Annotated in this window: 23 protein-coding genes; 8 read left to right on the forward strand and 15 right to left on the reverse strand. The window is 60.4% G+C overall.

Annotated features, from left to right (window positions below; genetic code table 11):
* Window positions 1–197: 197 nt before the first annotated feature.
* The 3 genes from IFT87_RS19355 to IFT87_RS20620 are packed head-to-tail and all read right to left on the reverse strand — an operon-like array spanning window position 198 to window position 2,210.
* A complete protein-coding gene (locus tag IFT87_RS19355) occupies window positions 198–692 on the reverse strand; it encodes a nucleoside deaminase (protein ID WP_192191640.1) in 495 nt (164 codons plus the stop codon).
* Between the two features lie 58 nt (window positions 693–750).
* Window positions 751–1,995, reverse strand: coding sequence for an aminotransferase class I/II-fold pyridoxal phosphate-dependent enzyme (locus IFT87_RS20965; protein WP_342211211.1), 1,245 nt, complete (start codon window positions 1,993–1,995; stop codon window positions 751–753).
* Entirely contained in the window at window positions 1,953–2,210 is a 258-nt protein-coding gene (locus tag IFT87_RS20620; RefSeq protein WP_249403475.1) for a hypothetical protein, read from the reverse strand. The genes IFT87_RS20965 and IFT87_RS20620 overlap by 43 nt, the downstream gene beginning before the upstream one ends.
* A gap of 214 nt (window positions 2,211–2,424) precedes the next feature.
* Between IFT87_RS20620 and IFT87_RS19365 the strand changes: the two genes are divergently transcribed.
* Window positions 2,425–2,619, forward strand: a complete 195-nt coding sequence (locus IFT87_RS19365) for a ComEA family DNA-binding protein (RefSeq protein ID WP_192191641.1) — start codon at window positions 2,425–2,427, stop codon at window positions 2,617–2,619.
* Window position 2,620: 1 nt separating this feature from the next.
* On the opposite strand, the gene IFT87_RS19370 is transcribed toward IFT87_RS19365, so the two are convergent.
* The 4 genes from IFT87_RS19370 to IFT87_RS19385 all read right to left on the reverse strand — a co-directional run bounded on the left by IFT87_RS19370 (window position 2,621) and on the right by IFT87_RS19385 (window position 6,235).
* Window positions 2,621–2,971, reverse strand: a complete 351-nt coding sequence (locus tag IFT87_RS19370) for a response regulator (RefSeq protein WP_093401120.1) — start codon at window positions 2,969–2,971, stop codon at window positions 2,621–2,623.
* A 91-nt stretch (window positions 2,972–3,062) separates the two neighbouring features.
* Window positions 3,063–4,412: an HWE histidine kinase domain-containing protein gene (locus IFT87_RS19375; protein ID WP_249403467.1), complete on the reverse strand. Its 1,350-nt coding sequence runs from the start codon at window positions 4,410–4,412 to the stop codon at window positions 3,063–3,065.
* A 258-nt stretch (window positions 4,413–4,670) separates the two neighbouring features.
* The gene (locus tag IFT87_RS19380) at window positions 4,671–5,135 is read right to left on the reverse strand and encodes a response regulator (RefSeq protein WP_192191643.1); all 465 of its coding nucleotides are present in this window, start codon (window positions 5,133–5,135) and stop codon (window positions 4,671–4,673) included.
* Window positions 5,135–6,235 carry a histidine kinase dimerization/phosphoacceptor domain -containing protein gene (locus IFT87_RS19385; protein ID WP_192191644.1) on the reverse strand — a complete coding sequence of 367 codons (1,101 nt, stop codon included), beginning with the start codon at window positions 6,233–6,235 and terminating at the stop codon, window positions 5,135–5,137. Before IFT87_RS19385 ends, IFT87_RS19380 begins: the two co-directional genes overlap by 1 nt.
* Before the next feature lie 858 nt (window positions 6,236–7,093).
* Between IFT87_RS19385 and IFT87_RS19390 the strand changes: the two genes are divergently transcribed.
* Window positions 7,094–7,435, forward strand: a complete 342-nt coding sequence (locus IFT87_RS19390) for a hypothetical protein (protein WP_192191645.1) — start codon at window positions 7,094–7,096, stop codon at window positions 7,433–7,435.
* Window positions 7,436–7,627: 192 nt separating this feature from the next.
* On the opposite strand, the gene IFT87_RS19395 is transcribed toward IFT87_RS19390, so the two are convergent.
* Window positions 7,628–8,110: a DUF4142 domain-containing protein gene (locus IFT87_RS19395; RefSeq protein ID WP_192191646.1), complete on the reverse strand. Its 483-nt coding sequence runs from the start codon at window positions 8,108–8,110 to the stop codon at window positions 7,628–7,630.
* A 352-nt stretch (window positions 8,111–8,462) separates the two neighbouring features.
* Between IFT87_RS19395 and IFT87_RS19400 the strand changes: the two genes are divergently transcribed.
* Window positions 8,463–8,942, forward strand: a complete 480-nt coding sequence (locus IFT87_RS19400) for a GAF domain-containing protein (protein WP_249403468.1) — start codon at window positions 8,463–8,465, stop codon at window positions 8,940–8,942.
* Window positions 8,943–9,088: 146 nt separating this feature from the next.
* Window positions 9,089–9,337, forward strand: coding sequence for a DUF6894 family protein (locus IFT87_RS20215; RefSeq protein WP_206757240.1), 249 nt, complete (start codon window positions 9,089–9,091; stop codon window positions 9,335–9,337).
* Window positions 9,338–10,310: 973 nt separating this feature from the next.
* Here IFT87_RS20215 and IFT87_RS19405 read toward each other — a convergent pair.
* Window positions 10,311–10,637 carry a DUF4113 domain-containing protein gene (locus tag IFT87_RS19405; protein ID WP_249403469.1) on the reverse strand — a complete coding sequence of 109 codons (327 nt, stop codon included), beginning with the start codon at window positions 10,635–10,637 and terminating at the stop codon, window positions 10,311–10,313.
* Between the two features lie 510 nt (window positions 10,638–11,147).
* Here IFT87_RS19405 and IFT87_RS19410 point away from each other — a divergent pair.
* Window positions 11,148–11,561, forward strand: coding sequence for a hypothetical protein (locus tag IFT87_RS19410; RefSeq protein ID WP_192191647.1), 414 nt, complete (start codon window positions 11,148–11,150; stop codon window positions 11,559–11,561).
* A 104-nt stretch (window positions 11,562–11,665) separates the two neighbouring features.
* Here IFT87_RS19410 and IFT87_RS19415 read toward each other — a convergent pair whose 3' ends face one another.
* The 6 genes from IFT87_RS19415 to IFT87_RS19440 form a co-directional block, all read right to left on the reverse strand.
* Window positions 11,666–12,430, reverse strand: coding sequence for an SDR family oxidoreductase (locus tag IFT87_RS19415; RefSeq protein ID WP_192191648.1), 765 nt, complete (start codon window positions 12,428–12,430; stop codon window positions 11,666–11,668).
* A 93-nt stretch (window positions 12,431–12,523) separates the two neighbouring features.
* Window positions 12,524–14,536 (reverse strand): 3-hydroxyacyl-CoA dehydrogenase NAD-binding domain-containing protein, encoded by a 2,013-nt coding sequence (locus IFT87_RS19420; RefSeq protein WP_192191649.1) that lies wholly within the window; start codon window positions 14,534–14,536, stop codon window positions 12,524–12,526.
* 43 nt (window positions 14,537–14,579) lie between these two features.
* A complete protein-coding gene (locus IFT87_RS19425) occupies window positions 14,580–15,365 on the reverse strand; it encodes an enoyl-CoA hydratase/isomerase family protein (RefSeq protein ID WP_192191650.1) in 786 nt (261 codons plus the stop codon).
* Complete coding sequence (locus tag IFT87_RS19430; RefSeq protein ID WP_192191651.1) at window positions 15,362–16,528, reverse strand: acyl-CoA dehydrogenase family protein; 1,167 nt, start codon at window positions 16,526–16,528, stop codon at window positions 15,362–15,364. The genes IFT87_RS19425 and IFT87_RS19430 overlap by 4 nt, the downstream gene beginning before the upstream one ends.
* Window positions 16,525–17,286: an SDR family NAD(P)-dependent oxidoreductase gene (locus IFT87_RS19435; protein WP_192191652.1), complete on the reverse strand. Its 762-nt coding sequence runs from the start codon at window positions 17,284–17,286 to the stop codon at window positions 16,525–16,527. Before IFT87_RS19435 ends, IFT87_RS19430 begins: the two co-directional genes overlap by 4 nt.
* A 9-nt stretch (window positions 17,287–17,295) precedes the next feature.
* A complete protein-coding gene (locus IFT87_RS19440; protein ID WP_192191668.1) occupies window positions 17,296–18,051 on the reverse strand; it encodes an SDR family NAD(P)-dependent oxidoreductase in 756 nt (251 codons plus the stop codon).
* Between the two features lie 173 nt (window positions 18,052–18,224).
* Here IFT87_RS19440 and IFT87_RS19445 point away from each other — a divergent pair, with 173 nt between their 5' ends.
* The 3 genes from IFT87_RS19445 (at window position 18,225) to IFT87_RS19455 (ending at window position 20,509) form a co-directional block, all read left to right on the forward strand.
* Window positions 18,225–18,935 (forward strand): carboxymuconolactone decarboxylase family protein, encoded by a 711-nt coding sequence (locus tag IFT87_RS19445; RefSeq protein WP_342211210.1) that lies wholly within the window; start codon window positions 18,225–18,227, stop codon window positions 18,933–18,935.
* 85 nt (window positions 18,936–19,020) lie between these two features.
* Complete coding sequence (locus tag IFT87_RS19450) at window positions 19,021–19,635, forward strand: TetR/AcrR family transcriptional regulator (RefSeq protein WP_192191653.1); 615 nt, start codon at window positions 19,021–19,023, stop codon at window positions 19,633–19,635.
* Between the two features lie 100 nt (window positions 19,636–19,735).
* Window positions 19,736–20,509, forward strand: a complete 774-nt coding sequence (locus IFT87_RS19455; RefSeq protein WP_192191654.1) for a helix-turn-helix transcriptional regulator — start codon at window positions 19,736–19,738, stop codon at window positions 20,507–20,509.
* The last annotated feature ends 3 nt before the right edge of the window (window positions 20,510–20,512 follow it).

A 20,512-nucleotide genomic window follows, 5' to 3' on the forward strand; every position in this document is an offset into this window, starting at 1 on the left:
GTTGAAGGAAATCCATCGTCTCCCGCCGCTGCCGCAGAACCAAACCTCAGAGCCGCTGCGCTACCTTAACCGCCACCACCACCACCACTGCCGCGCAGCGGCTTCGTGCTATGGGTCGTCGGGGCTGCTCGAGGAGGCTTTGCGTTACCCTCGCGCTCACAGCCGCAAACAGTCGTCGTCTATGACATGCTGGGTGCTTATAGGTTGGCCTGTTCCTCTTTGTTTAAGTCAGCATCGGGACCGTAATAGAGTTCAGCGCACGCGTCGCGCAGGCAGCCACCCTCGATCTCGATATCGTCCCGATAGGCGTCCCCGATGAAGCCGAGAGTGTCGACGTGCTTTGCCTCGAAATACATCGGATGCACATCGTTGCGACCAGCACCGTAAACGACGCGGCCGACTTTCGACCAGATCGATGCCATCGTGCACATGCCGCAGGGCTGGAGTGTCGAGTATAACGTCGCCCCGCGCCGCTCCAGTTCTCCGGTTTGCTCACAAGCCCGACGGATAGCCATCATCTCGGCATGGGCCGTTGCGTCAGGCAACTCCTTGGTCTGATTACGTTCGGCTGCAATCACCTTCCCGTCTAGCACGATGACGCATCCAAGCGGGGAGGTTGAGGGATCGGACCCTTTGGAGCGTGCGACGTCTATCGCCATTTGCATCCAATGTTCGTCGGTATCGGTCTGCATTGCGTATCCATCTAATTGCAGTTGCTGTAAGATTTGGCGTGTCGATCCGGTTGCGGCGTCAGCTTTGAACCACCCTGACGGTCGCTTCCGTGGGATCGACCGGATCCATCACGAAAACCCCCGCATCACGGTTCGCGACAAGCCATGCGACGTGCGCGGCAGAGATGCGCTGGCCCGGCACCAGTCGAGGGACGCCCGGCGGTGCGGGCGCGATCATCTCTGCTGCGATCCTTCCCTCAGCCGCCTCGTAGGCCACCATTTCGGCTGGGCCGTAGAGTGCCGCAGGCCCGGGCATCGCCATGTCGACGGACAGGGTACCGATCCCGGGCATAGGCGAAATTGCCGGCAGGATGGAGGGATCGGAACCGAGCTGATTCACGAGATCCTGCAAGCCGCGGACGAGCTTGCGGAGATCGGACCTGGTTGTGCCCAGCGACAGAACGGCCAGGATATGCCGGGCGTCGGATAGCCCCATACTGATCCGGTGATGCTTGTAGAGCCAGTCATCGATAGCATACCCCGATACGCCCAGCACCGAGACGTCGATCAGCACCTTGGTGACGTCCAGATCGGCATCGGGCGGCAGATGATCGCAACCTAACACTCGCAACGGGGCAATACCGGCAATCTTTCTGCGGACCTTCTCCGCCAGCGCAATGACGCCGTTCCACATCTGCTCCCCGTTCAACGCGTGATCTCGCCGGGTCGCGTCAAGCGTTGCTAGGATCGGTACCGATGGGCTGGTGGTCTCGAACAGCTCATAGGCCATCCACAATCGCTGGCGATCGATCAGGTCGCCCTTGGCGACGATCACCGATCCCTGCGCGAGAGCCCCCATCGTCTTATGGGCGCTGTAGACGGCGGCATCCGCCCCCTTGGTCAGCGGATCGTCAGGCAGTCCTTCACAAAATGCGAACGCACCACCCCAAGCGGCATCGACGATCATGGGAATACCGTGATCGTGACAGACAGTGGCGAGTGCCGCGATATCGCTCGTCACGCCGTAATAGGTTGGGCTGACGACGATGAACGCCTTGGCGGTTGGATTGGCCGCCAAGGCGGCGTTCAGCGCCTGCGGCTCAACACCATGCTCAATGTCCCATTCCCCGTCGATCTGGACCGGCACGATGGCGGCATTGAGCCCCGTCGCGAGCGCGTAGGCACGCTCAGCCTTGTGGGCATTCGCCGCGACCAGAATGGTGTCACCTGGTCCGGCGACCGAGGCCATAACCGTGTGAAGACTCTGGGTGGATCCGCCGGTTACAAACCGGCAGAAGTCGGCATTCCAGGCCTCCGCCGCGATCTCGTGCGCACGTTGAGGGCCAGCTTGCCTTCGGTACGGTCGTCGAGCCCCTTCGGCGTCAGCACGTCGGCGTGGAAAACGCGCTTGCCGAGCAGTGCCTTCATCCCGCCAGGAATGACTGCACCCTGGTTGTGGCCCGGCGCTCCAAATCCGATGACCGGCCTCTTCTCGATCGCCGCCAACGCATCGGTCAACGGCGCACTCTTCTGATCCATGCCGAACCCTCTCCTGATCGAATGGGTGAAACGCACGGATACTGGAAAGCCCCTCCACGATGGTTGATCTTCTTTATCAAACAAGCAGTTATCCGCCGAAGGCGGACATGGATCAAACCTTCCGCCTAGCTGGCTAGGGCGCTCATCGATAGCAAAGCCCTTTCCAACATTCCGTCACCAAGGGTACGAAAGAGGAAGAGCTATGAGGAACGAGATGCCGATCAACGTCAACGCGGCGAGTGCGGCGGAGTTGGACACCATCCCGGCGCTAGCGGGGCACGGGTTCGAGATCGTCCGCTATCGTGAGGAACGTGGCGGGTTCAGTGACCTGAGACAACTTGATGAAGTACCCGGTCTTACCGGTAAGGCCGATGGGGCGACTGCTTCACTGACCGTCGGCGATTGCTGACTCAGGCGGGCGCCAGACTTTGGAACGCCGCGATAAGAGCCTGTTCGTTGATCGGTTTGTCGAGAACGATCATCGATGGCCGACTTACATGGCATGCTTCGCGCGTGCCGGTCACGAAGATCACGGGCGTCGGCCCATGCTCCAAGATGATGGCTTCCACCGCGGCAGGGCCGGTACCGGCTGAGAGATTGACGTCGGACATGATGATGGAGGGAGGCCTCAATCTCGCAGCATCGATTGCCTCATCTTGCGAGGCAGCCTGATCAAAGGATGTGCCGCCAGCCCGCTCGATCAGCTGGATGATGTGATCGGCGATGAGGAAATCATCCTCGATGACGAGCACATGGCACATATGACAGATCCCGATAAGCTGAGCTCTTAACCAATGTGGTCACGCAATGGGCCCGCCACGGCGTTAATAAATGTCAGACAAGGTCGAGAGCTCAGATCGGCGCTTCGATTGCGAAGCGAACACCTTCCGGCAAATATTGGATTTCCGCCTTGCCGCGGATGTGGCGTGATAGGACGCGCTCAATCATTCTCGTACCAAATCCAACACGTGTTGGCATAGCAACGATAGGTCCATCCCGCTCCGCCCAGGAGAAGGTAAGTCGGCGTTCGGTTGCATTGCCGTTCAGGTCCCAGCGTATGCTCACCTGACCCTCCGGTACCGAGAGCGCCCCATATTTGATCGCATTGGTCGCCAGCTCGTGCAGTGCCATAGACAACGCGAGTGTCACTTCCGGGGTCAGCCGTATCGTCGGGCCGACAGCGGAAAACCGTCGACCGTTGCTATCCATGAACGGCGCCAGCACCCGCTCGACAATCTCACCGATTGCCGCGCCTTCGATCTCGTCCTTGAGCAGCAGTTCGTGCGCAGACGCGAGGCTAGCGATGCGGCCCGACACCGCATCCCAAGCCTCAGCAAGGGACCCAGCATCGCGTAGCGTCTGACTGACAACGGCACTGACCGTCGCAAGTGTGTTCTTCACGCGGTGGGTCAGTTCATGGGCCAGAACCGAACGTTGCTCCTCGGCGAATTTGCGCGCTGAAACATTGCTCGAAAAGCCCGAAACTGCCAACGGTGTGCCATCCGCACGGCGCTGCAGCGAGCCTTGGGAATGGATCCAGCGTTGCTCGCCTTCAGGTGTTAGAATGCGGTATTCGACGTTATACCGCGTGCCATGTTCAATAGCGCTGTTCAGCGAGTTCGTGAGGAGGTCTCGATCCTCTGGATGAACGCATGCCAACATACCTTCTATCGACAACTGTTCGCCGACAGGCCGGCCAAAGTTCGTCAGGCAACTTGGCGAGTAGCTGAGCCGCCATTCCGGCAGGTCGATGGTCCAAGTGCCCAGTCCGCCAGCATCGAGCGCAAGTGCCAGGCGGGCCTCTCGTTCGGCTAGCGCAACTTCGCGCTTCGCAAGCTCGGCACTCAGCGTGTCGCGGTCGCGTTCCAACTGCAACAGCCCGTGCCGCTCGAGTGTGACATCAAGCTGAGATGCCACAAAGTAACGTAGGCTGCCGGTCGCGTCATGCACGGGCGCGACCATGAGGCGGTTCCAGAACGGCGTGCCATCACGACGGTGATTCAGCAGGTCGATATCGATCGGCTCACGGCGAGCAATCGCGTCCTTCATGCGTCGGACGTCGGCCTGATCGGTCAGCGGTCCCTGCATGAAACGGCAGTTCCGGCCAACGACCTCGACCGCCGAGAACCCTGTCAGAGCCTCGAACGCCCGATTGACGTAAACCAGCGGGTTATCCGGTAGCGTTGGATCGCTGACGACCATCGGCGTAATGCAGTGATCGAACGCCGCAACGAAGGGGTCATGCTCATTTAGGCGAGACGCAAATGCGTCGACAGCCTCCCGTACGACACCTGAGGCATCGTGCGGTCGAATAGGCGAAGGCGGGAGTGGCTGACGGTCCAAAGCGGGAACGTCCTAGCGGTAAGACGTTGATGGATCAACGTAATCGAAATTATGCATAACTTCTGTCATCTGTCGTCCCACTTCGTGAGGCCGTGGATTGTCGCTTAAACCCGGAAATCAGGGACTGGTCTCGGACCACTCTGCGGCAAACGCGGGCGCTGCAATGAAGCTCGCTGGCTGCGGGGATACGGGCGGCGGATCGCAGACACCCTCTTCAATGTAGCGCATTGCGGACATCAGACCATTCCGGGAGAAGGGCTTGGGTATGACGCCATGGCCACCGGCAAAGTCGGCTGGGATCTTGAGTGGGTTTGCAGTGACGAAGACGACTATCGCGTCCGCCCATCGCTTCCGGATCAGTGCACAGACATCCAGGCCGCTGGTGCCTTTCGCAAGCTGTATGTCGACAAAAGCCAGGTCCGGATGGAGATCGCCTGCCAGGTCTTCAACTTCGTAGAGAGACGCGGCCTCGCCGACGACACGGTGACCGGCGTCTTCGATCATCGCTTCAATATCCATCGCCAAAAGAGCTTCGTCCTCGACGATCAGCACATTCAACGGCGGTTTGGCACGTCCACTCATTAATCGTCCACCGGGAATGAGAGAGATACACGAACACCGGGGGCGGCGTCGGACCATACGACGTCGGCCCTGACTTGCTTGGCGAGGCGGGAAATAAGCATTTTGCCAATGCCGTCCGGCTGAACGTCATTGCTGGCAAGCCCATGCCCATCATCGGTGATTTCGATCAGGGCATTATTGCCTTCAAGGGCGGTGCGGACGGAAATCGTACCCGCTCGCCCGTCGGCAAATGCATGCCTGATGGCGTTGGTCGCTATTTCGTTGAGGATCAACCCAAGCGATGCCGCTCTACTGGACGGCACCTCTATTTGCGAAATGTTCGAAACAAGCTTGATGTCGTTGCGTCGGCTGGCACCAACGACGTCGCTGATTAGATTTTCGGTAAACGCCCCGACATCGAACCGGGTGACGTCGTCCGACTGATAAAGACGGCGATGCACTGTCGCCAGCGCATCAACCCGTTCGAGCATGGTTTCAAGTTTTGATGAAACGGCCGGGTCAGATATGCTCCGCGCCTGCAAACGCAGAAGCGAACCGATCATCGTAAGGTTGTTCTTTACTCGGTGGTCGACTTCGTGAAGCAGCAGAGTTTTTGCATCTAACGCGGCCTCGAGGTCTGACGTGCGCGCCTCGACCTCCTGTTCGACCAATAACTTTTGCTTTGAAATGATAGTCTGCGCCTCGACGCGTTCAGTAACATCAAGCTGGGAGGCGAAGAAGAATACAACCTTACCGGCGTCGTTGCGTACAGGGCTCAGATACAACGCGTTCCAGAACGCAGATCCATCCTTTCGATAGTTTAGGAGGTCCACGGCAATGTCGGTCTGGGCGTCGATTGCCCGACGCACTTTAGCCACCTGCTCTTGGTCGGTGTCGGGACCTTGCAGGAAGCGGCAGTTACGGCCGATGATTTCACTTCGATCATAGCCCGACAGCGTTTGAAAGGCTTCGTTGCAGAAGACGATCGGGTTATTGGTCTGCGCGGGGTCCGTGATGACCATAGGCATTCGGGTAGCCCGAACAGCCGCGGCAAAAGGGTCCGCTCGCCCGTGCTCGTAATCGAGCGCTTCCGTCAGATGCCAATCGTCCCGCTGCTTCATCACGCCTCCGTGGAGCGTGCCGACCAGCCGAACTCCGTTCCGGGACTAAATCGTTTTGATCGGCTTCCGTTCCGCTGAGAGATCGAGTTCGTCTCACTAAGGCATGGCTATTGGGCGGCATGGCTTGCGCGTACAAAGCCTCTTGAGATCGAGAATCGGCGCCCCGTCTTGCAGGCTGGAAGCTGAACGAATGGCAGAAGTAGGGAAAGCGAAAACGGCTCATGAGTGTCCGCTTGTGGGTCGTCAATATGGGTCAGCCCCGCCGGGCTGCTGGCGTTGGCTCCCGACCAACATACGCCGTTCGTTGGGAGGTGCGGGAACATCGGCTTGTGCCAAGATCCGCCGTTAGGCGGACATCACCCTTCCGGGCTGCAACGCACACCAATTTCAGTCGTTCGCCGCCGACATTCTTAATCCTGAGAACTGCCGATCGTTGATGTCGCCACCACGCGGACAATGGTTGTCAAATACCGGCGAAAAACTGACCTAGCGAGCGCGGGTGTGATCACCCGCGCTCGTCTCACCTCAGACAGGCTAGGCGCCAGCCGTGCCGCATTTTGCAAACTTGCCATTCGCGCTCTTGCAACGGGCCGGCTTGGCCGGTGCTTTGGGCGGGCATTTCGTGAAGCGTCCCTTGGCGTCTTTGCACGGTGCGGCGAATGCAGGCGCCCCACCGGCAATTAACGACAAAGACGCGGCAGCGACGAGCAGGGTACGCATGTGGCCAATCTCCAAGCCCTTGATGGGCAAGGCGATGCTATGCCGACCGCGGTATCGGTCAACTGACAAAGCCTTCATCACATTCGCGGAGCTTTCTGCCGGTTGTGCGTTGGTCACCAACAACAATGAGAGGTTGCCATGACTGACGAGAGCACGCCGAAGCCTAACGAAAATGTCCGGGTAAAATCCAAGGACGCAAACTCAGCCGACGACGGTTTCGGTAAAGGTGATGGTTACTCGGGCGACGAGTACGATAGCATGGACCATGCCGCAGAGCGTCACCTACAGAACCGGGACCGGGCGCCTGGTGCCGGGTCGGTCGAAAGGGATGACGGCAGGGACATTCCTTGCGAGGCTGGTAAGCGAGCATATATCGACAACAAAACGGGTGAAGTTTACGGCAGTGGGGCCAGCGCAGGTGGCGGTAATCCGGGTGAGGACATTGACCTCGACACGTCGCGAAGCGGGCCTGAGAAATAGCTATCCGACAGTATCTTAGGGACTAGCGACGGCAAAGCTTAGAGCTCAGAGCTCAAAGCTCAGAGCTCAGATCTCAAAGCTCAAAGCTCAAAGCTCAAAGCTCAGAGCTCAGAGCTCAGAGCTCAGTCGCGCAATTTTGTAGTTAGGCGTCACCAAAGATCTCGACCCGCCGAAACGGGTCGAGGTTTGTCTTTACATGGACGCCAGCATCTCAATGTGATGCTGAACGGTTGGCGCGATGGTCGACGCGACCTGCTTTAGCGCGGGAGCCGAACCGGAAGTGGCAAAACCCTGGTGAAGGGCGAGTGCCTGCTGGTGAGCAGTCTTCTGCTGCTTGATATAAAGTGCATCACGGGCTGGTCCCTTGGACGCCTTGAGCGCAGCAATATTCTTGCGGCCCATCGCGTCGAGCATCGGGGGCTTTGGCGGCAGGCCGGACTGCGTAGCTGCGGCCTTCACATCAGCAGTGCTCTTGTTGTGGTCGCTTACCATCATCGTGGCGAACTGCTTAAGCTCGGCGTTCTTCGTAGTGGTCATTACGAGATTGCTCGATTGGATCTCATATTGGTCCGACGCGCCAGCTTTCATGACATAGGTAGCAGGGGATGGCACGCTTTGTGCCGCTACCAGTGTGGGGGTAGCGATCAGCGCTGCCGTGAGAATAAGCCGCTTCATAATCTTCTCCTACGCCTTGTATTTGCGTAAGTTGATAAGGGATCGGTCGATCATAGTGTTCCCTTATCGATCGACATCCTGCCCAACTCTTAATCTTGATTTATACGATTCGAGGGTTCACGCCGATCACGTGACCGATCAGGCCGCTGGGGGTGCCGCGGATCTGAGTAATTCTTGCGAATGATGGCATGTTAGAACTGTGGCCTATCTTCTATTTTCTAGCTCAAAACGTGAAAATTCGCTGTGGGCAGAACGGCTAAGTACGCTTCCGACTAAGTAGGATTCGTCAGGCCTATCATATGTGACTACGACTGGGTTGGGGGATCACATATGATCGACGAACTGGCTGCGGATGCTGCGCGCTTTGGCGATGATGACGAAATACGTCGCATTCTCGAGGAAGTGGCGGCACTCACGAGAATGGGATTTGTCGCGGTCGTGCGTAACGGAGGCGCGTTGGATTGCGTGCCAGGTGCTCGACCAAATCGACTTCGGTATGTCGCCGGGAGATGAGTTGCGCATCTCGACGACGATCTGCAACGACATCCGCGAGTCCGGCAATGCGGTAGTGATCGACGACGTCTCCGCCGATCCGCGTTGGAACAGCCACCCGGCGCCCGCGCTCTATGGCTTCAAGAGCTATGTGTCGCTGCCGATCATCCTTTCGGACGGCACGTTTTTTGGAACGCTGTGCGCGATCGATCCCCATCCGCGCAAGCTGGCGCGGGCGGACATGGTACCGACGCTCAAGCAATTCGCGGACCGCGTCGCGAGCATAGTGTCGCAGTGCCCTGCAATTCATCCCCAAACGCCACGGACCATATCTACGTGAGTATGGGATCGTTGATTAACGCACCGCCGGACGCGGAGCGGGACGATGCACGATAAGCTGCATGCTGATCCACGGCAGCACATCTCACGTGAAAAGTAGCAACTTTACCTCCCTGTGCCCGTTTGCGAGCCCAGAGGAACATCACGATGGCACGATACTTCTTCAATACGGCTGACAACCGGCATGAGCCTGATAGTGAGGGGACCGAGTTGGCTGATCACGCGGCCGCGAGGAAGCATGCTATAATTTTTGCTGGCCAGATCATGCACGGCGAACCAGCTGTCTTATGGGACGGTCGAGATTTTGTCGTCGACGTGACGAACAAGCGGGGCCTGATGCTCTTCAGACTCACAGCTTATGTCACCAATGCGCCAGCCGGAGGCGATACGAAATAGCTAGTAGGCTGTGTTAGCAATTGCTGGTTTCGGGCGAAAGGTTGACCATAAGCCAGTGCGTGCTGGCCGCCTGTGACACGAACGAATTGGTGGCGCCAATACACCCGGAGGTGTGATTGGCCGGACCCGGCAGACTGCATGACAATGAGGTAGCCGGTGTTTCCAACGCGCGAAGTTGATGCCATTATTAGTAGGGTCAAATAGACCGATCACATAATGGCATAATAGATGGTGGGGATTGTCATGAATCGGTTGAGCGTAGCTAGATTTTCCGCGGCATGCGCGATCACCCTCTCAGCTTCTTCCGTTGCCGCGCAGTCGGGAGCCGACTTGCGGCATGACAAAGCTGACATATTCGTGGCGAGGTATGCGGATTGTATTATACGAGACAGAAAGACTAGACTGGTAGCTAGCCAATTTGTCAGATCAATACCCAATACGGCAGAATATTTTGATTTGGCGTCAAAGGCGTCAAATTCTAAATGCCTTTCGGTTGGCGCTAGCAGACCGGGCTCTGTTACGATAATGATAATCCAGCCGGACGTTTTTCGGGGTGCCCTGTATCCTGCACTATACCGCTTTCAATTCTGGAAGGCGCCAGATCTGGGCCTTATAAAAGACCTTCCCCCCCTTAAGTTAGCTGATGAGTTTAATGGTCCTGTTGCAGCACTGCCGGCCAGTTACCGCCCGGAACGTGCGCTCGGCGATTGCGTCGCTCGATCGTCACCTGTTGCTGCTCACGTTCTGCTAATTTCACGTCCATGGAGCTTGCAAGATACCGGTGCCACCGAGCAATTGAAGCCGGCAATTGCGTCATGTCTCGGTGAGGGCAAGACGATCAGCTTAACGCGGCGCGCGCTAAGGGCATATATTGGGGAAGCGATGTTTAAGCTCGTGTCCGCCTCCCCGAAGGGTTGAGCTTTCAGAAGCCGCAATGCCGAGCGACGCCACGCGGCAGTCTCCATCTGATCCTCTATCGCGCAGAGACAATTGGCGCTTCAGCAATGTCCGTCGTCCACGCCGGCGATCGCATCTCCGACCGCATCTTCCTCTCGCGCTTGAAGCCCTGCGACGCCGTCACCGCAGTCCACGTCACGAATGTGCCATTGATTGCGTCGAGTGCGCCCATCAGCCGGTCTCGCTTGGCCGTATCCTCTTCGAACAGCGTGCGCGGCCGTTCGTCCTCAGGAAGCAGATCGTCGAGCATGATGCCGGCCTTCGTGTAGGCGTAACCATCCCGCCACGCCTTTTCAGCCGCGCGCCTGGCGGCCCCGATTAGTTCGAAGCTGTCGTTCGTCATGGGATGGAGGGTAGGCGCGGACACCGATATAAGGCTGCGCATTGTCGTACCGGGCGCGGGTGTAGGCAAGGCGGCCAATCTTGCATCGTTCGGGATGACTTTCGGAAGCCATCGATTTCCAGGCAGTCATTTTGAACGACCGCTTAAACGGAAGGCAAGCGATGCCGTGGAACCCGATGAATGAACGGCGGAAGTTGGGAGGCGGGGAAGGGCACCTGAACGGCGACTTATGGATCCATCGAGGTTTGACCAGCTTCGTGTCGAGCGGCTCACCGATCAGAGGATCCGTTAGCCCAACCGCACAGATGGCCAAGGATAGAATATTAAACCCGTTTGCTTGCCTCGGCAGCTTCCCCGGCAGGGCTGGTGCCATAAAGAGGTTAGAGTTCGGTACTAATGGCATGTGCACAGGGGGCCTGAAGGCACAGGAACAGTCAACTTACTGTCTAGAGTTGGGCGGGCATTGATCTAGCCGTAGTAAGAAAAACTATATAAGAAGGATTAACGTCGATGCAGTACATCCTTAGCAACATTTTCCCGATTGGGGCGGCGACGATTGCCGGATTGATCATCTTGTTCTTCCGGTTCCGGTATTCACTCAAAGGCGCAACGATCGCAGCTGCAACTCTGGCGCTATTCTGGTTGGCGGCGATCCTGGCGGGCGCGCTTATCCTGGCCCCGGTAGACGCGGGGCCGTGGACAGTTGCCTTAGGAAGCGCGTTCATAATTTGGATCGGCTTCGTGCTGCCTGCTCTTTCGATTGCGCTCAATCTACGTGGCCATCCCTGGTCGATCAGCTTGGCCGACGCGACTTGGTGGTTGGCGATTATGCTTACACAGGCGGCAGTGCTGCACAGCATAGGCCTGACAAGGCCCATATCCGCGGGGAGTGTCGTAAGCTCAGACGCCACGCCTCGGGCTTAACCGGCGGTTTGACACATGAACAAGCGTCCGTTTCCGGGGAGCAGGCAGAGCAGCACGAATGACCGAGTTTGGGTCGATACGCTCGACGCCGACCAAGCTACGGCCTAAAAGTGGGCAAGGTATCCGCCATCGACGGCAATTACCTGGCCCGTAATGTAGGAAGCTGCCGGCGAGGCGAGGAACACGACCGCTCCGGCGATCTCGGCAGGATGGCCCCAGCGGCCGAGTGACGTGCGCCTCGCAAGGTGCGCCGCGATCTCCTCGCTGGCCACCATCGGCGCATTGGCATTAGTCGCAAAATAGCCCGGCGCGACCGCGTTGACCGTGATCCCACGTGGGCCCAGTTCGGCAGCGAGCGCGCGGGTCAGCGCTTCAAGCCCGCCCTTGGTGGCGGTATAAGCGGCGTCACCAGCGCGCGCGATCTGTCCGGCAATTGATGTGATCGTAATAATCCGCCCACCTTCTCGCATTTGCGGTGCCACCATTCGCACGAGGTCAAACGGAGCGACAAGGTTTACTTCGAGCAGCCGGCGGAAAGCGGCGCGGTCGAGTTCAGCGAGGGGACGTCGATCGCGTAGACCCGCATTACTGACGAGTATGTCGATCGGACCGAGCGCTGTTACGGAATCGCGAAGGGCGCTCTCGTCCTCTAGGTCGACGACAATTGCCTTGGCATAGCCGCCCGCATCCACCAATTCGGCTACGACCGCTTCCAACCGCCCCCGGTCACGACCGTGAACTACCACTTCCGCACCAGTCTCAGCGAGGCTCCGAGCGATTGCGTGGCCGAGACCACCACCCGCGCCCGTGACAAGCGCGAGCCGCCCGGTCAGCGTTCTGCTCACTTGTCGGGCCGGCGACGGGATCATCGGGCTTCGCAGCCTGTGTTGTACCACCTAATCACGGACGGGAGCGGGCGGACGGGGCGACATCGGCATGCCGCACAGCAGCGCATGCTAAGATCAGCGTATCCCATTTCTCAACGACTCCGCTACCGGGAACCCGTATTTCTCGAGCCCCGCGACGACCTTCGGCAACCCCTCGGACTGCGCCCAGAACATCGGCCCGCCGCGGTACACCGGCCAGCCATAGCCATAGATCCACACCACATCGACGTCCGACGCGCGCTGCGCCTTGCCCTCTTCGAGGATCAGCGCGCCTTCGTTCACCATCGTGTAGAGCGTCCGCACGACGATCTCCTCGTCGCTGATCTCGCGCGGCGTTACGCCCGATTTCTTGCGGAAGTCGTCGATGATCTCGGTGACGCGCGCGGAGTTCGACGGCGTCCGCTTCTCGTCGTAATCGTAGAAGCCCGCCTTGGTCTTCTGGCCCCAGCGGTTCTCCGCCGCCAGCGCATCGCGGATGTTCTCGATCCGGCTCGGATCCCGGTGCCAGCCGATGTCGACGCCCGCCAAATCGCTCATCTGGAACGGCCCCATCGGCATCCCGAACGCGACATGGACCTTGTCGATCTGCTCCGGGCTCGCGCCTTCCAGCAGCAACTTGGTCGCCTCGACCTGCCGCGGCATCAGCATGCGGTTGCCGATGAACCCGTACGTAACGCCGGCAACGACAGCGACCTTCTTGATCTTCTTCGCGAGCGCCATGACCGTCGCCAGCACATCGTCAGCGGTCTTGTCGCCGCGCACCACCTCCAGCAATTTCATCACGTTGGCCGGCGAGAAGAAGTGCATCCCAACGACGTCCTCAGGCCGCTTGGTGCACGCGGCGATCGCGTCGATGTCGAGATACGAGGTGTTCGACGCCAGGATCGCGCCCGGCTTGGCGATCGCGTCGAGCTTGGTGAAGATCTCCTTCTTCACCTCCATCGTCTCGTACACGGCTTCGATGATCAGGTCGCACTCGGCCAGGTCGGCAAAGTCCAGCGTCGGCTTCAGCGCGCCCATCGCCTGCTCGACCTGCTCGGGCTTGATCCGGCCCTTCGCGGCGGTCGCCTCGTAGTTCTTGCGCACGACGCCGGTGCCGCGGTCGAGTGCGTCCTGTTGCATCTCGACGATCGTCACGGGGATGCCCGCCGACAGGAAGTTCATCGAGATGCCGCCGCCCATCGTGCCCGCGCCGATCACGCCGACGCGCTTGATCTCGCGCAGCTTGGTGTCGGCGGGGACGTCGTCGATCTTGGCGGCCTGGCGCTCGGCGAAGAAGATGTGGCGTTGTGCGGCGGATTGCACGCCCATCATGAGCTTCATGAACTCCTGTCGCTCGAAGGCGATGCCCTCTGCGAAGCTGGAGCGGTCCGCAGCCTTCTCGACACAGGCGATGTTGGCAGCCGGCGCGTCGAAGTTCCGGAAACGACGGGCGTTCTCCTTCTTGAACGCAGCCACGGCATCCGGATCGGCCTGCGCGGTCTTCTCGGACGCACGGGGCAGGGGACGCTTGGTCGCGATCTCGCGCGCGAATGCAACGGCGTCGGTCTCAAGCGAATCCTCGCCGACGATCTTGTCGATCAGGCCGGCGTCGAGCGCCTTCTTCGCCGAGATCGGATCGCCCTTCGCGGTCATCTCCAGCGCGAGCTTCACGCCGGCGATGCGCGGAATACGCTGCGTGCCACCCGCGCCGGGGAGCAGGCCGAGCTTCACTTCGGGCGTGCCGATCTTGGCCGAGGGGACGGCAACGCGGTAATGGCAACCGAGCATGACTTCGCAGCCGCCGCCGAGCGCCGTGCCGTGGATCGCCGCGACGACGGGCTTCGACGACGCCTCGATCATGTCGACGACGGTGGGCAGGCCGGGCTCGACCATCTCCTTGCCGAACTCGGTGATGTCCGCACCCGCAAAGAACGTACGGCCGTCGCAGCGGATCACCATCGCGGTGATGCTATCGTCGTTCACGCCTTCCTTGATCGCCGCCTCAAGGCCTTGGCGGACCGCGGCGCCGAGCGCGTTGACCGGCGGGTTGTTCGAGGTGATGACGAGCACGTCGTCATGGCGTTCGGAGCGGATCGGCGAAGTCATACAGTCTCCAGAATTTCTGTCGTTCAACGCGGTGTAGACAGGGCTAAGAAGCACCTTGGAATGTCGGTTTGCGTTTGCTCAGGAAGGCCGCGATGCCTTCGCGGCCTTCAGACCGTCGCGATTGACTTGCGATACTGCGTGCTTCGGCGTCGAGATGTGTTTCGAGCGGCGTGACCAGACTATCGAATAACAGACGCCGCGTTGCGCCCAGTGCCAATGTGGCGGAGGTCACCAACTTTTCGGCCAATGCCGTTGCCTCTTCTCTGAGGCTGCCGCCTTCTACGACGCGCGTCACAAGTCCCATCTTGGCGGCTTCGGTCGCCAAGACGCGTGTGTTGCAAAAGAATAGTTCCTGTGCCCGTCGCAATCCTACGAGACGTGGAACAAGCCAACTTGTACCGCCATCTGGCGACATTCCGAGTGCGGTATACGCCATCGTGAAATGGGCCTCGGGGGCTGCCAACACGATGTCACCGATGACGGCAAGCCCGATACCAGCACCCGCCGCTGGACCGTTGACTGCCGTAATGAGCGGCTTGTCCATTCGCGCCAAGCGAGTGATGGCGGCATGCAGATACGCAGTCGTCTGCTTGATGTGCGCGGGTAACGCATCACCCATTTTTGCAAAGCCGGCGACGTCCCCACCGGCACAGAACATGCGGCCGTTTCCGGTCAAGATGACGCACCGTATCGCCGGGTCTTCGTCACACTCGATCGTAGTCTCCATCAACGCCTTCGCCATCAGCACGTCTATCGCGTTGGCTGCGTCAGGGCGATCGAGGGTCAGCCAAGCCACCGGTCCAACGCGCTCGAACAGCAAGCCGTTCATGTTTGAACCGGACCTTGGGCGTCGCGCCAGTCGCGCTTGATCTTCTTGGCAAGGCTCCACTTATGGACCTCGGTGGGACCGTCGTAGATCCGAAAGGCGCGTACCTCGCGAAAGACTTGCGCGACGATCGTGTCGTCGGTCACGCCGGTGCCGCCCATGACCTGCACGCAACGATCGGCGATGCGCATCAACGCCTCGCTGACCGAAACCTTTGCCATCGAGCTTTCCACGGTACCAAGCGCGCCCGTATCGAGCACGTCGGCGCACCAATCGATCATCAGTTCGGCCTGTCTCAGATCGATCAGATTCTCGGCAAGCATGAAGCCGACCCCTTCGTGATCGACCAGCGGCTTGCCGAACGCGTGGCGGCGGCAGGCATAGTCGGTCGCGATCTCGTTCGCGCGGTCGCAGGCACCCAGCCACCGCATGCAATGGGTAAGCCGTGCGGGCGCCAGCCGAACTTGCGCGAGCTTGAAGCCGTCTCCCGGATTGCCAAGCATCTGGTCGGCCGGGATGCGCAGGTTTGTGACAGCGACAACCGAATGACCGCCCGGCATGGAACTGTCGATCGTATCGAGCACGCGTTCGATCGTGATCGCAGGATCGGGCAGGTCGACCAGGAACATCGTCGCACCTTCGTCGGCTTTCGCCATCACGATGCCGACCTTGGCACCGTCGGCGCCCGTGATGAACGCCTTGCGACCATTGACGACCCAGTGGTTTCCATCGCGCGTTGCGGTCGTGAGCATCATCGACGGATCCGAGCCGGCGCCACCATCGGCCGCTGGCTCCGTCATGAAGAAGGCGGATCGCGCCGTTCCGTCCACCAGCGGCGAGAGGAAGCGCGTCTTTTGCTCGGTGCTGGCGACCTTGCCGAGCAGATACATGTTGCCCTCGTCGGGTGCCATGACGTTGACCGCCAATGGCCCGAGTGGCGACAACCCGGAAGCGCGCAGCACCTTAGCCGTATCTCTATGCGACAGGTGGCTGCCGTCGGAAAGAATATGCGGGGTCAGGACTCCGGCCGCACGCGCCAGATTGCGCAACTCCTGGACGAGTTCGTCCGAAGGACCGTGCGCGTTACGCCGGGGATCGTGTTCGTACGGCACCACCTGGTCGCGAACGAAGCCTGCCACGGCTGCGGCAATGGTGGTGCCGCTCATCGGGGTGCCATCCGGATCGCACCGTCCAGGCGGATCACGTCGCCGTTGAGCATGGGATTGGTTAGGATCGCTTCGACCAACGCGGCATATTCGTCTGGTTTCCCGAGCCTGCTAGGGTGCGGCACCTGCGTTCCCAGCGAATCCTGCGCCGCTTGTGGCAGGCCCATGAGCATCGGCGTCAGGAAGATCCCGGGGGCGATCGTCATCACCCGGATGCGATGCTGCGCAAGGTCGCGAGCGATGGGGAGCGTCATGCCGACGACGCCACCCTTCGAGGCGGCATAGGCTGCCTGGCCTACCTGTCCGTCATAGGCGGCCACCGAAGCGGTGTTGACGATCACGCCGCGTTCCTCACCGATCGGCTCGGCCGCGACCAGTCTCGCCGAGAAGCGGGCAATCATAGCGAAGGTGCCTATCAGGTTGATCTCGACGGCGCGGCGGAAGGCGTCGAGCGGATGCGGAACGTTTTCTTTGCCGACGGTCTTGATCGCGGGCGCTACGCCGGCACAATTGACCAATATCCGGGCGACGCCGTGGGCCTGCTCCGCCTCGGCGAGTGCAGCTTCGATGGCGGCGTCGTCCGTTACGTCGACGATCTCGGCGCGCCCGCCGATTGCTGTGGCGTGAGACTCTGCGGCGTCACGATCCCGATCTACGATCGTTACCCTGGCCCCTCTGGCCGCGAGCATCGCAGCGGTGGCGCCGCCTAGTCCGGATGCGCCACCGGTGACGATGGCGGCTATGTCGTTGATCTTCAAGACTGTCTCCTATTGTGCGGTGGATCCGCCATCGACGACCAGTTCGGAGCCCGTCATGTAACGCGATCCGTCTCCGGCCAAGAAGACAATGGCGTCGGCTATCTCGTCCGGCGAGGCCTTGCGCCCAAGCGGCGTGTCCGCCAGCAGCGCGCGCTGTCCTTCCTCCGACGCGTGCGCTCCCGCTGTCAGGGGCGTGGCGACGTGTCCGGGGTGAATGGAGTTGGCGCGTACCCCGTTGCCCAAGGCCGCGCATTCGAGTGCAGTGGCCTTGGTGAACATGCGAACGCCGCCCTTTGCCGCACAGTAAGCGCCGGTGTTGGCGGCGCCCGCGATGCCGCGGATCGACGACATATTGACGATCGCACCGCCCGTCGGCGACTTCGCAAGCAGGGGCAGAAGATATTTGGTGCTGAGAAAGATACTGTCGAGGTTGACGGCCATGACCATCCGCCAGTGATCGAGCGTCGTATCGGCGATGGAACGGAAGGTCCCGAAGCCGGCGTTGTTCACCAGGATTTCGAGATGCCCGATCTCATTGGCAATGGTCCGCGCCACGTCGATCCATCCGGCTTCGTCGGTGACGTCGAGCGTGACGGTGCGGTGCGCACCTGCCGGCAGGTCTTCCAGCGCGCTAGGCAAGGCGTCTGCTGTTCGATCGACGAGAATAACGGTCGCACCGTGTTCGGCCATGCGACGGGCGGTAGCGCGCCCGATGCCCGACGCTGCGCCGGTGACCAGGGCAACGCGGTTTTCCAATTCTCTCATCACGTCGATTGCCGGTCGTTCGTCATAGCCTGACATCCTTCTCGATTATCGCCGTCACGAATAATCGACCGTACGGTCGGTCGTCAACTGTTGTCAGCGTCCGGATGGTCGTTAAGAAGGGCGGTACACAGGCCGCACCAAGGCTCATCGGCTTCTGCTTGAAGGAGAAAGACGTGACTCGCGACGCCCCCGAAGACAATCCGCTGCTTTCAAGCGGGCGACTGCGCTCCAACGCGCCGAAGACCGTCGCGGGTTATGCGCGGTTTCGTAAGGTGGTCGAGGAGGACGGTGCGCTGCCGGCTTCGCTCAAGCGTCTGTTTGTCGCCGCGGCCGCTTGTACGAAAGGCTATGAGGCGATGGCTCGACGGGAATTGGCGCAGGCCGCGACCGCTGGGCTGACGAGCGAGCATGCCGCCGCGGCGATGACGATTTTGTCGAGTTCGCGAGGCGAGGGGGCGGCGCTCCGTTTCGCCGAAGTGCTGAGCGTGACCTATCCCGACGATGCCGTGATCGAGGCCGATGAGCAGCCGGTTGAGGTCGAGGAGGGAGACGCGGAAGGCAATTTCATCAAGTATTTCGGTACGGTGCCGCCATCGCTTCGGCTGTTGCTTGATCTCGTGCCCACCGGCGCCGACGCCTATTATCTCATGCGTGAGGGGACGCTGTCGGGGACCGCATTGGAGCCGGCTCATGCGGAACTCCTGCTCGTGACCGTGCTCGCCGCGGACTATAGTAACTGGGCGTCCGTTCACATCGATGGCGCACGAAAGGCGGGCGCGACCGAGGCCCAGATCGCCGAAGCCATCCTCTGCGCGGTCCCGGTCGCCGGGTTGTCGGCATGGGTGATCGGCGCAACCGCGATGGAAGCGCCAAAGGGCGGTTAACAGGCCAAGGCTGCTCGGATGCATGGACGCACGCGCTCGAACGGCATACGAACGACAACTGATAGACAACAGGATACGACACCGCATGCCGGCAAAGACGACCAAGGTTCGCACGGAAGCGCATGATGAGAAGCGTATTGCGATCATCGAGCATTGCGCCGGCCTGTTCGACAAAGTCGGGTATCACAATACGTCGATGCAGATGCTCGCGGACGAGGTCGGCATGGGAAAGCCGACCCTGTACCATTACTTCCCGAGCAAGATTTCCATTCTGTACGCGATCCACGATACGCATATCCAGGCCTTGCTTGCCGGGCTTACGGTGGAGGAGGGCTCCGATCCGGTACCGTCGCTACGCGCGGCGTGCGTCGGCATCCTGACTCAGATCGCCAACCACCCGGGCTATGTTCGTGCTTTCATGGACAATTACGGTGATCTGGAAGGGGAAATGCGCGATGCTATCCGCCAGGCAAGACGCGATTATTTCGCCCGCGTGAAGGGCTTGATCGAGGCCGGCATAGCGAGCGGCGAATTCCGCAGCGTCAATTCGACCATTACGACCTACGGCTTCCTGGGCATGTGCAACTGGGCGTATAAATGGTACCCGCCGCTGGCCCCGACACAGACGCCGGAGCAAGTCGCGGATGCGCTATGCCAACCCTTCTTCGACGGGCTCAAGACCAACCCATCGCAGGGGTAACGCGCCGGCGGCGATCCTGTTAGACCCCGTCCATGTACGACCGATCGCGACCTGATCCTCACCGTGTTTATGCTTGGACGGTGAGTCCCTCCACGCTGCCATGCTGATCGACGACAATATCCTCGACGCGGTACGGATACAGACGTCCGCAGACATACGTCCGGCTGCCGAGGCGCTGCGCGATGCGGTGAGCGAGCGCACCGGGCTACTCGTCAACATCACGCACAATATCGCCACCTCGACGCCGATGAAGGATGTGGACGGCCGCGTACTCGCCGGCGATGTCTTCACGCCGGGCGAGGCTGGGGCGTTATGGTGGGAAGTACCCCTGCTCGGACTGACGTCGCCTTTGCCCAAGGCGTGTCGGCTGGAGGGGGAACCGTTCTGGTGCAACAGAAGCGGCATTTATTCGCGGTCGCGCAATCGTGCGCTGGAAGCGCTCGACCTCTCCGATTTTGAGGCGCGGGCGTTCACGCGCGCGGCGATCGTGGCGCCGGTGCATCTCCCGTTCGGTCAGATCGGCGCTGCAAGCTTCGTCCATCATGATCATGACGTGGAGGACCTGAGCGCGATCTTCGGCGCGCATGACGAGGCACTGGCGCTGCTCGCGAGAATCTTCATCACCAGCTACGTCAAGGCGACAGAACATCCACGCGAGCAGCTAGCGGGAGTGGCCCTGACGAAGCGGGAGGTAGAGTGTCTGCGTTGGGCGGGGGCAGGCAAGACCAACGACGATATCGCGATCATCCTTGGCCTGAAGCGCACCACCATCCGCTTTCACATCCGCTCCGCCGCGCAGAAGCTCGATGCCGTCAATCGCGACCAGGCGCTGTTCAAGGCGGCGCAGCTCGGCTTTCTCGGCAAGGTGCGCTGACAC

Source organism: Sphingomonas sp. CFBP 8765 (genome assembly GCF_014841445.1).
Classification (GTDB): domain Bacteria; phylum Pseudomonadota; class Alphaproteobacteria; order Sphingomonadales; family Sphingomonadaceae; genus Sphingomonas; species Sphingomonas aerolata.

What these genes read in the sequence shown, in the direction of transcription:
- IFT87_RS19355 (WP_192191640.1), bottom strand. Translation starts at nt 692, where the DNA reads ATGCAGACCGATACCGACGAACATTGGATGCAAATGGCGATAGACGTC.
- IFT87_RS20620 (WP_249403475.1), bottom strand. Translation starts at nt 2,210, where the DNA reads ATGGATCAGAAGAGTGCGCCGTTGACCGATGCGTTGGCGGCGATCGAG.
- IFT87_RS19365 (WP_192191641.1), top strand. Translation starts at nt 2,425, where the DNA reads ATGCCGATCAACGTCAACGCGGCGAGTGCGGCGGAGTTGGACACCATC.
- IFT87_RS19370 (WP_093401120.1), bottom strand. Translation starts at nt 2,971, where the DNA reads ATGTGCCATGTGCTCGTCATCGAGGATGATTTCCTCATCGCCGATCAC.
- IFT87_RS19375 (WP_249403467.1), bottom strand. Translation starts at nt 4,412, where the DNA reads ATGGTCGTCAGCGATCCAACGCTACCGGATAACCCGCTGGTTTACGTC.
- IFT87_RS19380 (WP_192191643.1), bottom strand. Translation starts at nt 5,135, where the DNA reads ATGAGTGGACGTGCCAAACCGCCGTTGAATGTGCTGATCGTCGAGGAC.
- IFT87_RS19385 (WP_192191644.1), bottom strand. Translation starts at nt 6,235, where the DNA reads ATGAAGCAGCGGGACGATTGGCATCTGACGGAAGCGCTCGATTACGAG.
- IFT87_RS19390 (WP_192191645.1), top strand. Translation starts at nt 7,094, where the DNA reads ATGACTGACGAGAGCACGCCGAAGCCTAACGAAAATGTCCGGGTAAAA.
- IFT87_RS19395 (WP_192191646.1), bottom strand. Translation starts at nt 8,110, where the DNA reads ATGAAGCGGCTTATTCTCACGGCAGCGCTGATCGCTACCCCCACACTG.
- IFT87_RS19400 (WP_249403468.1), top strand. Translation starts at nt 8,463, where the DNA reads ATGCTGCGCGCTTTGGCGATGATGACGAAATACGTCGCATTCTCGAGG.
- IFT87_RS20215 (WP_206757240.1), top strand. Translation starts at nt 9,089, where the DNA reads ATGGCACGATACTTCTTCAATACGGCTGACAACCGGCATGAGCCTGAT.
- IFT87_RS19405 (WP_249403469.1), bottom strand. Translation starts at nt 10,637, where the DNA reads ATGACGAACGACAGCTTCGAACTAATCGGGGCCGCCAGGCGCGCGGCT.
- IFT87_RS19410 (WP_192191647.1), top strand. Translation starts at nt 11,148, where the DNA reads ATGCAGTACATCCTTAGCAACATTTTCCCGATTGGGGCGGCGACGATT.
- IFT87_RS19415 (WP_192191648.1), bottom strand. Translation starts at nt 12,430, where the DNA reads ATGATCCCGTCGCCGGCCCGACAAGTGAGCAGAACGCTGACCGGGCGG.
- IFT87_RS19420 (WP_192191649.1), bottom strand. Translation starts at nt 14,536, where the DNA reads ATGACTTCGCCGATCCGCTCCGAACGCCATGACGACGTGCTCGTCATC.
- IFT87_RS19425 (WP_192191650.1), bottom strand. Translation starts at nt 15,365, where the DNA reads ATGAACGGCTTGCTGTTCGAGCGCGTTGGACCGGTGGCTTGGCTGACC.
- IFT87_RS19430 (WP_192191651.1), bottom strand. Translation starts at nt 16,528, where the DNA reads ATGAGCGGCACCACCATTGCCGCAGCCGTGGCAGGCTTCGTTCGCGAC.
- IFT87_RS19440 (WP_192191668.1), bottom strand. Translation starts at nt 18,051, where the DNA reads ATGAGAGAATTGGAAAACCGCGTTGCCCTGGTCACCGGCGCAGCGTCG.
- IFT87_RS19450 (WP_192191653.1), top strand. Translation starts at nt 19,021, where the DNA reads ATGCCGGCAAAGACGACCAAGGTTCGCACGGAAGCGCATGATGAGAAG.
- IFT87_RS19455 (WP_192191654.1), top strand. Translation starts at nt 19,736, where the DNA reads ATGCTGATCGACGACAATATCCTCGACGCGGTACGGATACAGACGTCC.